General features: G+C 50.2%; 8 protein-coding genes. 4 read left to right on the top strand and 4 right to left on the bottom strand.

Translation table 11 applies throughout. The features are described 5' to 3' along the window. The first annotated feature begins 2 nt into the window (after positions 1-2). From CSD97_RS11155 to CSD97_RS11140, 4 genes are all read left to right on the top strand, one after another. Positions 3-2,297 carry a hybrid sensor histidine kinase/response regulator gene (locus tag CSD97_RS11155; protein ID WP_005828587.1) on the top strand — a complete coding sequence of 765 codons (2,295 nt, stop codon included), beginning with the start codon at positions 3-5 and terminating at the stop codon, positions 2,295-2,297. 107 nt (positions 2,298-2,404) lie between these two features. After that, the gene (locus CSD97_RS11150; protein WP_098032393.1) at positions 2,405-6,955 is read left to right on the top strand and encodes a translocation/assembly module TamB domain-containing protein; all 4,551 of its coding nucleotides are present in this window, start codon (positions 2,405-2,407) and stop codon (positions 6,953-6,955) included. A 9-nt stretch (positions 6,956-6,964) separates the two neighbouring features. Next, positions 6,965-9,319 carry a BamA/TamA family outer membrane protein gene (locus CSD97_RS11145; RefSeq protein WP_098032392.1) on the top strand — a complete coding sequence of 785 codons (2,355 nt, stop codon included), beginning with the start codon at positions 6,965-6,967 and terminating at the stop codon, positions 9,317-9,319. A 125-nt stretch (positions 9,320-9,444) separates the two neighbouring features. Next, a complete protein-coding gene (locus CSD97_RS11140) occupies positions 9,445-10,356 on the top strand; it encodes a nucleotidyltransferase (protein WP_005834919.1) in 912 nt (303 codons plus the stop codon). Between the two features lie 44 nt (positions 10,357-10,400). On the opposite strand, the gene CSD97_RS11135 is transcribed toward CSD97_RS11140, so the two are convergent. From CSD97_RS11135 to CSD97_RS11120, 4 genes are read right to left on the bottom strand one after another with little or no spacing between them, the layout of a single operon-like run. Continuing rightward, positions 10,401-12,071 carry an ABC transporter ATP-binding protein gene (locus CSD97_RS11135; RefSeq protein WP_005834921.1) on the bottom strand — a complete coding sequence of 557 codons (1,671 nt, stop codon included), beginning with the start codon at positions 12,069-12,071 and terminating at the stop codon, positions 10,401-10,403. 22 nt (positions 12,072-12,093) lie between these two features. Further along, positions 12,094-13,257, bottom strand: a complete 1,164-nt coding sequence (locus CSD97_RS11130) for a nucleotidyltransferase family protein (RefSeq protein WP_005834923.1) — start codon at positions 13,255-13,257, stop codon at positions 12,094-12,096. Positions 13,258-13,265: 8 nt separating this feature from the next. Further along, complete coding sequence (locus tag CSD97_RS11125; protein WP_005834925.1) at positions 13,266-13,532, bottom strand: PqqD family protein; 267 nt, start codon at positions 13,530-13,532, stop codon at positions 13,266-13,268. 12 nt (positions 13,533-13,544) lie between these two features. Beyond that, positions 13,545-13,985: a S24/S26 family peptidase gene (locus CSD97_RS11120; protein WP_005834927.1), complete on the bottom strand. Its 441-nt coding sequence runs from the start codon at positions 13,983-13,985 to the stop codon at positions 13,545-13,547. Between the last annotated feature and the right edge of the window lie 22 nt (positions 13,986-14,007).

Genomic DNA, 14,007 nt, shown 5'->3' with positions numbered 1-14,007 from the left:
GTATGAATAATGTCTCCAAAGTAAAGATTGCCGTAGGCTACACTTTGTTGCTGGCGGTATTGTTTTTTTCCTTGTTTTTCGTACACCGGGAAATGGAGAACCTTATTCTTACTGATGACCGCGATGTACAATGGACAGACAGCGTGCTTGCTTTGATACGCGAGAAGGATACCAATACGATAAAAATGCTGCGCACGCTGAGTGAGGCGAATGACAGCATGGTATCCACCAGTGACATTGAGCAGATAATTGCCCAGCAGGACTCGGTAGTGACCCAGCAGCGTGTGCAGCACCGTATCATTACACATCGGGATACCGTCGTGACACGCCCTCGGAAGAAGGGGTTTTTCCGTCGTTTGGGTGAAGTGTTTGTCCCCCCAAAGAAAGATACGGCTATCCAGGTAAAGACCTCCCTTGAATTTGCAACGGATACGGTGATTGAACCCTATAATCCGGCCGATTCTTTGCATGAGAAACTGCGTGCCGTGGCCCAGCAGAAAAAAGCTGTAAACACTGTTATACAGCGACGTAAACGCTATCTGCAACGCTTGGACCATATGCTGACCGCTCGTATTGACAGCTTGCTGAAAGATTACGAGACGGAAACTCTGCTGCGTGCACGGACGGAAGCCGAGTATCAACAAGCGGTCCGACGCCGTTCGGCCAAGATTATCAGTGGCATTGCCGTAGGTGCGGTGTTGCTTTCCGCTTTTTTTCTTATTATCATCGGCCGCGACATAACCCGAAGCAACCGTTACCGTCGTGAGTTGGAAGAGGCCCGTCGTCGTGCCGAGGATTTACTCGCTGTCCGTGAAAAACTGATGCTTGCCATTACCCATGATTTCAAAGCCCCGCTCGGTTCTATTATGGGCTATGCCGACTTGCTTTCCCGTCTGACGGTGGATGAGCGTCAGCGGTTCTATCTGGACAATATGAAAACCTCATCGGAACATCTGCTGAAGCTGGTCGTTGATTTGCTCGACTTCCATCGTCTTGATTTGAACAAGGCCGAAATCAACCGGGTCACCTTTCATCCTTCCCGCCTGCTTGAAGAGATACACGTCAGTTTTGAACCACTTACGGCTGCCAAAGGACTGGCGCTTCATTGCGACATTGCCCCGGAGCTGGGCGGTACCTATATTTGCGACCCCTTGCGTCTGCGCCAGATTATCAACAATTTGCTGTCCAATGCCGTGAAGTTTACGGACCAAGGCAGTGTTACCATGACTGCCCGTTACGAGGACCGTCGACTGGTAGTTGCCATTGCTGATACCGGTAAAGGTATGGAACCTGCCGACCGGGAACGTATCTTCCAGGAGTTTACCCGCTTACCGGGTGCTCAGGGTAAAGAGGGGTTTGGACTTGGACTTTCCATTGTCCGTATGCTGGTACAGTTGCTTGAAGGCACGATTGATGTAGACAGTGTGCCAGGCAAGGGAAGCACTTTCACCATATATATTCCTATCTATCCCGTAAGGAGTGAAGGACGGAGAATGAAGGATGAAGAATCGGGATGTGCTGCCACGCCGAATGGCAATTCTTCATTCCCCGTTCCTCATTCTTCACTGAAGAATGTCCTCCTTATCGATGATGACCGTATTCAGCTTACCCTTACTGCCGCCATGCTTCAGCAGAGTGGTATAAATTCTGTCTCTTGTTTACAACTGGATGAACTGCTGGATGCCTTGCGCACTGCAACCTTTGATGTTCTGCTTACTGATGTGCAGATGCCTGCTATTAATGGTTTTGATTTACTGAAACTGCTTCGTGCTTCGAACATACCGCAGGCACAGTCTGTTCCGGTGATTGCTGTCACTGCCCGCAGTGACATGCAGCGTGAGGAATTTACGGTGCATGGATTTGCCGGATGCCTGCATAAGCCGTTTACCGTCAGTGAATTGCTACATGAATTGAATATGGAGGACAAAGGGATGGAGGTTATGGAAGTTTCGGAAACTTCGGCTTGCCCGGGGTATAAATTCTCTTCGCTCACTGCTTTTTCGGTCGATGACCCCGAGGCGGCAAAGTCCATTCTGGAAAGTTTTGTGGCTGAAACCCGCCTCAATGCGGAGCGTTTGCAGAAGGCTGTGGAGAATGAGGATGTGGACGAGATGGCTGCTGTCTCCCACAAAATGATTCCCCTCTTTACTTTAATTGGAGCAGCGGAACTGGTTGCATTGCTGAAACTGTTGGAAACTTCTCATGGAGTGCCTTTTACCGGAGAGTTGAAAGAACACGCCCTTGCCGCCCTCGTTTTGATAGAGGATGTCATTACTCAGGCAACAGCTTTTCCGTAATGGGGGAACAGAGAAGAATACGTGATTTTTCTCTGTCGGGAACCAAATGTCGAAAGAAATTGTTTACTTTGTAGGACTTTTAAATACGATGAAAGATTGACGTTCCGATGAGAAGAAAATGGTTGAGAACAGCACTGTGGGTGTTGCTTACTCCTATTATACTGTTTATAATATTGATGATATTGCTTTATGTGCCTCCCGTACAGAATTTGATACGGAAGCAGGCTACGGCAATTGCATCAGGTGCTACGGGTATGGACATATCCGTGGAGCGGATTGACCTTCGCTTTCCTTTGAATTTGTTGGTCCGCGGTGTATTGGTGGTACAGCCTGCCGACAGTGCTGTTGATGTGCAGCATCCCGATACCTTGCTGAATCTTGGAAGTTTGAACGTACGGGTACAGGCATGGCCTTTACTCAAAGGGAAAGTGGAGGTGGATGACATTACCTTGAAACAAGTTGCTGTCAACTCCTCCAATTTAATGGAAGGTATGTGCATCAAAGGAGTACTGGGGCATTTCTTTTTCGAAAGCCATGGCATAGACCTTACAAAAGAAGATGCCATCCTCAATAATATAGAATTGAGCGATACCCATGTGCAGGTGATGCTTGCAGATACCACTGAGACTCCCAAGGACACTACTGACACTGCGTTAAACTGGAAAGTCACACTCCATACTCTGAAGTTGAAGAACGTCTCGGTCGATTTACAGATGCCATTGGACTCCATGGGGCTGAAAGCCCATATAGGAGATGCTGAGATTGCGGACGCTGCTGCCGACCTGAAACACCAGTTCTATGGCTGGAGAAAATTCCTGCTGACTGGAACTTCTGTCAATTATGATACCGGTGGCCCGGGGAGTGCGATAGGCTTCGACCCCTCGCACATTGCTCTTCGCGACATTCGCCTGGGCATTGATTCTGTGATGTACTACGGCAGAGATATGAATGCCGTTATCCGGGAATTTTCCATGTATGAGCGTTCCGGTTTGAGTGTAACTTCCCTGACCGGGCGGTTGTTTGCCGATTCTACCGTTATCCGTATCCCTTCTTTGAAGTTGCTGACACCTCATAGTGAGATGAACCTTACGGCACAGACTTACTGGGAACTGATAAATATACCTACCACCGGCCGTCTGACAGCCTGTTTCAATGCCCGTATCGGCAAACAGGATGTACTGCTTTTTGCCGGTGGCTTGCCGGAAGCTTTCAAGGAAGCCTATCCGTTCCGTCCGTTGGTGATTCATGCCGGTACGGAAGGAAACCTGAAGCAGATGCAGATTTCCCGTTTTACGGCTGAGCTGCCCGGAGCCTTTTCGTTGAGTGGGGGAGGAGAATTCTGGAGCTTGACCGACAGTGTGAAACGTAATGGAAGCATGGACTTCGAAATGCATACGCAGAACTTGAACTTCCTGACCGGACTAGCTGACATTGCTCCCGATGGCTCCATCATTGTGCCGGACAGTATGCACCTTGCGGCACGTCTCGGTATGGAGGGGGCGCAGTGCACTGCCGCCCTGAAACTGAAGGAGAAGGAAGGCGCCTTGAATTTGGACGCCGCCTATAATCTTGCTACGGAAGCCTACCATGCCGACCTTGCCATCAACAACTTGCAGGTGCATCACTTCCTGCCCAAGGACTCTATCTATACTCTTACGGCAAAGATGTCCGCTAAGGGGCAAGGGGTGGATGTGGCATCACGAAAAACTGTGGCCGCTTTGAATGCCTCCTTGGAAAAACTACAGTATGGCCATTGGGACATTTCCGGTGTAGATGTGCATGCCGGACTCAAGTCATCCGTTGCTACCGTCCGTCTTGCCAGCGATAATGTCCTTCTCAAGATGCAGGGAAATGCGGATATGCGTCTTGACCGCAGCTATCTGGATGGCGCTTTGGATTTAAATGTGGAAGAGGTGAATCTGCATAAGCTGGGTTTGGTGCCCCGACCATTGAAACACCCGTTTGCCTTTACAATGGGAGCGGAGGCACGTCATGATTCTCTCAAGTTGAGGCTTGATGCCGGTGACTTGAATCTGCGTTTCCGCGCTCACAGCACGTTGAAGAAGTTGATGGAACAGTCGGATAAATTTGTCTCTATCCTGACAAAGCAGATTGATGAACGGCGTTTGGACCATGCCGCTTTGCGCCAAGTCCTTCCTTCAGCGGGCATGCATCTGGAAGCCGGTAACCAGAATCCCGTCAGCTATTTCCTGGCTGCAAAGGGTATTTCCTATAATGATTTCAAACTGAGCTTCGGATTTACTCCGCAAGTCGGCATCAATGGACGTACAGCTGTTCACGGATTGCGCATGGACTCCTTGCAGCTCGATACGATATTTTTTACAGTAAAGCAGGATACTGCCCGCATGAAGTTGCAAGGTGGTGTCATAAACGGTCCCAAGAACCCGCAGTTTGTGTTCCGTAGCACACTGACGGGTGAAGTCCGTAATGAAGATGCGGAACTGACTGTGGATTATGTGAATGGAAAAGGGCAGACCGGTGTTCTATTCGGTATTAATGCCCGTCCGTTGACCGAAGGACACGGTCGCGGTAATGGTGTGCTGCTGAACCTTATTCCTGCCGAGCCGATTATCGCTTTCCGTAAATTCCACTTTGCGGACAATAGTAACTGGATTTATCTGCATAAGAATATGCGCGTCTATGCCAATATTGATATGGACAGCGACGATGGTCTGTGTTTCCGTATGCAATCCGACAAGAATGATACCCTTTCCTTGCAGAATATAAACGTAGAACTGAGCCGATTGCGCTTGGATGAACTTACGGAGGTACTTCCTTATATGCCCCGGCTTACGGGATTGTTCTCCGCCGAAGCAAATTATATACAGACTGCCACTTCCCTGCAGGTGTCCGCCGAAGCCAATGTAGAGAAACTGACCTACGAACGCCAACCGGTTGGAGACATCGGCCTGGGGGCTACCTGGTTGCCGGGCGACAAGAATACGCACTATCTGAATACCTATTTTACATATGATAATGAAGAAGTGATGACCGCCGACGGTATCTTGACGCAGAAGAACGGAAAGGATACCCTGGAAGTGTCCACCCGTTTCGAGCATTTTCCATTGAAGATGGCCAATGCATTCATCCCTGACCAAACGGTGGCCTTTACCGGAGATATTGATGGAGGGCTTTATATTTATGGTTCGCTGGACAAGCCTCAAATGCATGGTGATATTGTTTTGGACAGTGTGTCTGTCTATGCACGCCAGGCGGGAGCACGTTACTGGTTCGACAACCGTCCGGTACAGATAAAGGACAATCAGTTGATATTTGATAAGTTTGCCATTTATACCACCAGCAAGAATCCGTTTACGATTGACGGTAAGGTTGATTTCCGGAATATGGAGCGTCCTACTGCCAACCTCAATCTGCTGGCAGAGAACTATACGTTGCTGGATGCACCGCGTACCCGCGAAAGTCTGGTGTATGGAAAGGTGTTCGTCGACTTGCATGCCACGGTGAAGGGGCCGCTTGACGGGCTCACGATGCGTGGAAACATGAATTTGCTGGGCAATACCAACGTAACCTACGTGTTGACCGATTCCCCTTTAACGGTGGAAGACCGTCTCAGTGGGCTGGTTACCTTTACCTCGTTCACCGATACGACGTCGGTAAAAGCAGATGAGGTTCCTGCCATGTCTTTGGGAGGATTGGAAATGTATATGTCCGTCCATATTGACGATGCTGTCCGTCTTCGTGCCGATCTGAGTCCCGACCGTAGCAAATACATCGAACTGGAAGGTGGCGGTGATTTGAATATGCAGTATACTCCCCAAGGGGATATGAGCCTTACCGGACGCTATACCCTTTCGGGTGGCGTCATGAAATATTCGCTGCCTATCATCCCGTTGAAGGAGTTCCAGTTCAATCCCGGCAGTTATGTGGATTGGCGGGGGAATATTATGAATCCTACGCTGAGCCTGAAGGCTACGGAACGTATGCGTGCTTCTGTGGCCGATGGTGACGGGGACGGTTCGCGCATGGTGAACTTCGATGTTTCCATTTCCATCAAGAACAGGCTTGACGCTCCCGATTTGATATTCGATATTTCGGCGCCCGAAGATGCCGCAGTAGAGAATGAGCTGCAGGCAATGGGTGCAGAAGAGCGTAGCAAGCAGGCCATTGCCATGCTTGCCACGGGTATTTACCTGAACAGTGGTGCCAAAGGAGGAGGTTTGTCAATGGGAGCCGCCTTGAACTCAGTGCTTCAGAGCCAGATAAACTCCTTGGCGGGAGGTATAAAAGGGGCCAATATCAGTGTAGGTGTGGAAGACCGTACCTCTGCTGAAACGGGTGACACGCAGAAAGACTTCAGTTTTCGTTATTCCCAGCGTTTCTTCAACGACCGCGTACAGATAGTCATCGGTGGAAAAGTGTCCACCGGGGCCAATGCCACGAACGATGCGGAATCATTCATTGACAATATATCGCTGGAATACCGTCTTGATGCGTCGGGTACTCGATATGTCCGTGTATTCCATAATAAAAACTACGAAAGCATACTCGACGGTGAGATAACCGAAACGGGTGTCGGCCTTGTGCTGCGCCGGAAGATGGACCGATTGAGTGAACTCTTCATCTTCAGGAAGAAAAAGATAAAACCGGAGGCTGAAAATAGCGATATGAAAAAGTAGGAATGTGATATGAAACGACTGATATTATATATTGCAGGATTGATATTTCTGGCAGGTTGCTCCACCACGAAGCACTTGCCCCAGGGGGAGATACTCTATACCGGCCAAAAGCCGATGATTGTATTGAACCGCAGTGAAACGTCTGTTGGTGAGATTGCTATGGAAGAGGTGGAAGCCGCCCTTGCTACGGCACCGAACAATTCGTTGCTGGGAAGCTCTACTATCCGCTATCCCTTTCCTTTCGGACTGTGGATTTACAATGGTTTCCAGAAGTATGAGAAGGGATTCGGAAAGTGGATATTCAATAAATTTGCCGCCACTCCGGTGCTTATGTCTACGGTGAATCCCGATATACGCCAGAAGGCGGCGGTTAACTTGCTGCGCGATTATGGCTATTTCAACGGAAGCGTCAGCTACAAGACATTTATCGACCCGAAGGACTCGCTGAAGGCAAAGTTGCAATATACGGTGAACATGCGTAACCCCTACTTTATAGATACGGTATATTATCGTGGTTTCAGCGAGCGTACCACTCGCATTATGGAGCTGGGACGCCGACGTTCCCTTATCAGTTCGGGAGAACAATTCAATGTGGCTGATCTGGATGGGGAGCGTACCCGTATCAGTACCCTGCTGCGTAATGTGGGCTGTTATTATTTCCGTCCCGACTACCTGACCTATCAGGCCGATACCATGATGGTTCCCAATGGGCATGTCCAGATGCGCTTGATTCCCGTTCCCGGTATGCCAAAGGTAGCCGAGAAGCAGTTCCGTGTGGGGCGTAAATCCGTCTATCTTCTTGGAAAGCAGGGGCAGGAACCCAATGACAGCATGGATTACAAAGGCTTGACCATACATTACTACAACAAACCTCCGGTACGTCCCAACATGCTTTACCGTTGGTTGAACTATCAAGGTTATCGGCGGAAACGTCAGATACAGGACAGCGCAGGTATTGCCCGCCAGCGTTCTATGCAGAGTTTGTATAGTTTGTACCGTCAGACCCGTATTCAGGAGCGTCTGGCAAGCGTCGGTATTTTCCGTTATGCGGAGATGCAGTATATACCGCGTGATACGGCGTTTGTGTCTGATACATTGGATGTGAGGGTCATTGCCGCGCTCGATAAACCCTACGATGCGGAGTTGGATTTTAATGTCACCATGAAGAGCAATAACCAGACGGGACCGGGTGCCGCTTTTACGGTGACGAAGAACAATGTCTTCGGTGGCGGTGAAAGCTGGAATGTGAAGTTGAACGGTTCGTACGAATGGCAGACGGGCAAGGCAAGTTCTTCCTTGATGAACAGTTATGAACTGGGTATCTCCACTTCGCTTATCTTTCCGCGCGTGGTGTTTCCTAGGATGGGCGACCGTGAGTATGACTTCCCGGCTACAACGACTTTCCGTTTATATGCCGACCAGATGAACCGTGCCAAGTATTATAAGCTGTTGGCTTTTGGCGGTAATGTCACTTATGACTTCCAGCCCAAATCGACTTCCAGGCACAGTATAACTCCTTTCCGGTTGACATTCAATGTACTGCGCAATCCTACTGCCGCTTTCGATACGTTGCGTGCCGAGAATCCGGCACTCTACGTTAGTTTGCGCGACCAGTTCATTCCTGCCATGGAGTACACCTATACTTATGACAACGCTTCCGTGCGCGGCAAGCGTAACCCCATCTGGTGGCAGACCACCGTTGCGTCGGCCGGTAACCTGACTTCTGCCGTCTACCGTATTTTCGGCAAGCCGTTCAGTGAGGAAGGAAAGAAGCTTTTCGGGGTACCTTTTGCACAGTTCCTGAAGCTGAACTCGGAATTCAGGTACCATTACCGGATAGACAAGAATCAGATGATAGCCTCGCGTATTGCCGGAGGGGTGATATGGTCGTATGGCAACGCTACGACTGCACCTTATACGGAACAGTTCTATATCGGCGGTGCCAACAGTGTGCGCGCCTTTTCTGCACGCAGTATAGGTCCGGGCGGCTATCCTCCCGAGACGGATAGGAAATATACCTATATCAACCACGTGGGTGATATTCGCATAGAAGCCAATATCGAGTATCGCTTCCGTATGATTGCCGACTTGCATGGAGCGGTGTTTCTGGATGCCGGCAATGTATGGCTGATGCGTAAGGACGAAAATCGCCCGAACGGTGAGTTCACCTTGAAGAATTTCCCGAAACAGATTGCTTTGGGTACGGGATTCGGCTTACGCTATGACCTGGACTTCCTTGTTTTCCGTCTGGATTTGGGTATCGGGCTTCACGACCCGTATGATACCGGAAAGTCGGGATATTACAATATTCCTAAGTTCAAGGATAGTATGGCACTGCATTTTGCCATCGGTTATCCGTTCTAAATGTACGTTTTTGAACGGATAGTGGTAAAGAATGAACTAAAACTCCCTTTTGTCAGACATAAATTTTTGTACATTTGCAACCGTTATCAACTATGATACACTAACCTTTTTAAATAATAACTAATATGAAACCAACTTTATTCTTATTGGCAGCCGGTATGGGCAGCCGTTATGGTGGCTTGAAACAATTGGACGGATTGGGACCGAATGGCGAAACTATCATGGATTATTCTATTTACGATGCCATCAATGCCGGTTTTGGCAAGCTCGTTTTCGTAATCCGTAAAGATTTTGAACAGGACTTCCGCGACAAGATTATTTCCAAATACGAAGGCCATATTCCCTGCGAACTGGTATTCCAGTCCATAGATGACCTTCCTGAAGGCTTCACCTGCCCCGAAGGCCGTACCAAACCTTGGGGAACCAACCATGCTGTAATGATGGGTGCCGATGTAATAAAGGAACCGTTTGCTGTTATCAATTGCGACGATTTCTACGGTCGTGACTCCTTCCAGGTAATGGGCAAATTCCTTGCAGCCCTTCCCGAAGGCTCCAAAAACGTATATTCCATGGTAGGCTTCCGCATCGGCAATACGTTGAGCGAGAGCGGTACCGTATCCCGTGGATTGTGTGGAACGGATGCGAACAACCTGCTGACTTCCGTAGTGGAACGCACCAAGATTCAGCGTATGGATGGCGAGGTGAAGTACATCGACGATAACGGTGAATGGACTGCCACTCCCGAGACGACTCCGGTCAGCATGAACTTCTGGGGTTTCACTCCCGATTATTTTGCTTACAGTGCAGAGTTTTTCAAGAGTTTCTTGAGCGACCCGAAGAATATGGAGAACCTGAAAAGCGAATTCTTCATCCCGCTGATGGTAGATAAGTTGATTAACGATGGCACTGCTACCTGCGAAGTGCTTGATACAACCAGCAAGTGGTTCGGTGTGACTTATCCCGAAGACCGTCAGAGTGTAGTCGACAAGATTCAGGCTTTGGTGGATGCGGGCGAGTATCCTGCAAAGCTGTTCTGAGTTTGTTAACCAAAGGCGGATACCCGTTGGAGCTCATTCTCTGATTATAATCGGACAATAGATTCGCATGCCTCCGCTACTGCCGGATGGTGGGTGACGAAGATACATGTTTTGCCTGCGCAGTCTCTGCGCAGGTTTTTTATTAACAGCCGTTCCGTGTCGGGGTCGAGGGCAGAAGTGGCTTCATCTAAAAGAAGAATGTTTCCGGGGCGTAGCAGAGCGCGGGCAATGGCGATGCGTTGGGCTTGTCCTTCACTGAGTCCGCCACCTCGTTCGCTGAGTGGGGAGTCTACGCCGTCGGGAAGGTGGAAGACGAAGTCGGCGGTGGCGGTTTGCAGGGCTTGATATATGGCTTCTTCAGAAGCTTGTGGGTTTCCCATCAGCAGGTTGTCACGGATAGTTCCGCTGAAAAGGGTATTGCCTTGCGGGACATATACGAAGTTCTTGCGGGTTTGCGGAGAGACGGTATGACTGGTTTCAAGTGGATGTTTGGCGGGTATCAAGAGTATCTGTCCCTCTTGTGGCGTTGCCAGTGCCAACAATAGCCGGATGAGCGTTGTCTTTCCTTTTCCTGTTTCTCCGACTACAGCTATGCAGCTACCGGCGGGGAAACGGCAGGAGAAGCGGCTGAATACCGGACGGTCATCGGGAGTGTAGCCAAAAGTCACGTCTTTCAGTTCCAGTTCCGGGGTAGAGGCGAGGAATATGCTGTCACCGTCCGCTTCTGCCGGCAGTCTTTCCAATTCCAATAGCCGGTCTATGGCGGTAAGGGCATTGACTACGGAAGGTATCAGGCGTGAGAGGTCGAGCACGGGACGCTGGACTTTTCCTACCAATTGCAAAAAGGCGGTCATCGTTCCGAAGGTGATACAGCCTGCGCTGAGGTGAACGGCTCCCCAAAGAAAAGCCGTGAGGTATCCGCCGGAAAAGGCAAGGGCCACTAACATGTGGGCGGAAAGCGAGAAACGGGTACGTCCCATGACTTGGCTGTGGAGCATGTCTTGCAAGTCATCGAGTTTGTCCAGATGCCGTTCGCCTTGTTCCAATGTTTTAATCACTATGCGATGTTGCAGGCTCTCTTGTATGACGGACTGGATGCGACCGTCACTGTTCCGAATATCATGTGTATAGCGTTTCATTCGTCGCATATAGAAACGGCTGCCTAATAGAAAGACGGGCAGGATGGCAACAATCAGCCATGGCAGTGAAGGGTCTAAAAAGTAGAAGAATAGAAAGGCTGCCAGCAGTTGTATACTCGTGACGATGAATGCCGGGACAGAAGAGGTGAGCAATGTGACGATGGCGGCGGTGTCTTGTTCTACCCGGTTCACTACGTCTCCGGTATGGAAACGCTCCAATTCGTTCCAGCGGCTTTGCAGTAAGCGCGAGAAGAGGCGGTGGCGAAGGGCGTTGCCCGTCTCTATCTGCATACGGGTACTTATCCAAGTGTCAGCAGCTCCGCACAGTAATTGGGCAGTCAGCAGGACAACGGTGAGAACGGCGACATGCGTCAGGTTGTCGTCTGTTATTCCGGTAGCGGTGTCTATCACCCGTTTGGTTGCATAGATAAAGGCTAGGGCAAAGGCCACGCCCAGAATGCCGGTGAGGCAACTTAGCAGGATACGTCCGCGTTGTTCGGCAGATACCTCTCGAATATACCTAAGTTTTTCACGTCTGTCCTTTTTCACTTTTTTGTCCTTCTGTTGCTTTTTCATTCCTTTTATTTTCCGGGTTCTTTTATTTCTTTGTCCTTGCTTTCTTGTCTTTTACTCCTTTTAATCGGTTTATTTGTATAGCTATCGTTCCCCCTATCAGAGTCACGGGATACCAGAGTGCTTCGTACGGTGCAAATTGACGCAGTTCGTTGCAGCGTCGGGTGGCGCGGCAGAAGGTGTACCACTTTCCTGCCCAATATCCTTTGGGGCGTGGCTTGATGCGGTTATCATGTTGCCCGAAGTTACCGGTAGACAGGATGTCTTCCAATAATTGTTCTCCTATCTGCTTGGTGCCTTCCAAGGGGAAAGGAAGCCGGTTGGCGGGCAATCCCAGTCGGGTGACGGCAATGTAGCCGAATGCTTGTGCGGCATGCAATAGTCCGAGGTCCTGCAACTGGCGAAGCAGGGTGGTGGCATCTATTTCTTTGTGGCGATTGGCAAGCAGACAAGTCCAGTCGCATAGCTGGCGCAGGCCGATTCCGCTGTTCAGGAAATGTACAAAGGCATGTAGGAAGATATAAAGTGCATTGAAGGTGGCCGGAGGTATGGCGATACTGACGGCCTTCGAGTCCTCTTTCCCGGTTTCGGAGAATAGGGCATAGTCTGTTTCCTGCGGATACCATTTTCTGATAATCTGCTGAAAGTGCCGGTTGGCAAGCGGACTGTTCAGCCGGAGGATGATGCGGTGGTTCTCGATGTGTACTCCTTTCAAACTGTAGCTGGCATGCTTGTCGGACGCTTCTCCCTCGACTATGGCGCCTTGTTGCAGCAGGAGGCGGTTGGCTATGGGTTGTCCTTGTTTTCCTAAATAGATGTCGATGTCTCCGCATTGCCGGTGCAAGGGAGTGCGGTAGTTGGTGCCGATGCCTTGCCCTTTCAGCAGTACGGGATGCAGCCCGGCTTCCCGGTAAAGGGTATTGAGTTCGGGCAGAAGCTGGTTGAGGCGTTTGTTGGCTTGTTCTATCTGTGCAGTCCGGGCAGCCCATTTCAGATAGAGGGCGCGTGGAGGGCGCAGTTCGGCCGGTAGACTGCTTATGCCGTCAAAAGTCAGTGCAAGCAGGGCTTGTGAGTTTGCCATGCGGTACACGGTTTCCCAGTCGTCCGGCGAGACCGACCGGAAGAGTTGTCGGTCTGCCGGAGTGCCCCACAGGCCGGAGCGTACCAATGAAAAGAAAGCGTGTTGCATATCCGTCCTTATTCTATGATTCCTTCGCGGTCAAGGGAGTCGATAAACTTCTGCGCATCGCGACGGGCCGATTCGTTATCTACATCATAGCGGCTGGTCAGGGCTTCTGTCACGCTGTCTGTATCGAACTCTTTGTTTTCTATCTCTTGCCAAAGCATGGCGGAAGTTTGGTTCAGGCTGATGACTTTGCTGAAGTCCACGTTCGACGAGCCGTCTTGCATGATGATGTAGTCATCGCCTATCCGGTGCAGGATAAATCCTTGTTTGATTTTCATGGTTATTTTGTTTTATATTCTTCTGAACAGGGCGAGCAGCCAGCGGCGAGCAGGGTTTAGCTTCATCCACCAGTAGGAGTAGAGCTTCCAGACTTTGCCGTCGGCGGTGTACCGTTTGTCTTTTCGCATGGCTTCGGTCATGACGCCCATTACCCGTCCGATGTCGGTTTCTTCGGTCTGGGCGAGGTTGCCGTCGCCTTGCAGGATGAGTATATTTCCGTTCCGACGGATGATGCGGTGAAAGACGATGCGTTCCGTCAGGTCGCGTGCCAGTACGGCGACGCCCGGTTGCAGCTGTTCTGTGGTGAAATCGCCCAGTGTCACCCGGTCACGGCGGTCCACTAAGAAAGGATTCATGCTGTTGCCCCGCACGGTGATGGTTACTGTATGCCCCTCTTTGATGAGACGCGCCACTTCGGGAAGCAATATCTCGTTGGGAATGCTTTTCTTCATCGGCTGTTCAGTTCATCATTCA

This window comes from Bacteroides sp. AR29, from assembly GCF_900217715.1.
GTDB lineage: Bacteria > Bacteroidota > Bacteroidia > Bacteroidales > Bacteroidaceae > Bacteroides > Bacteroides uniformis.
The sequence above is the reverse complement of the archived record's forward strand: the minus strand, read 5'-3'. Positions and strand labels throughout refer to the sequence as shown.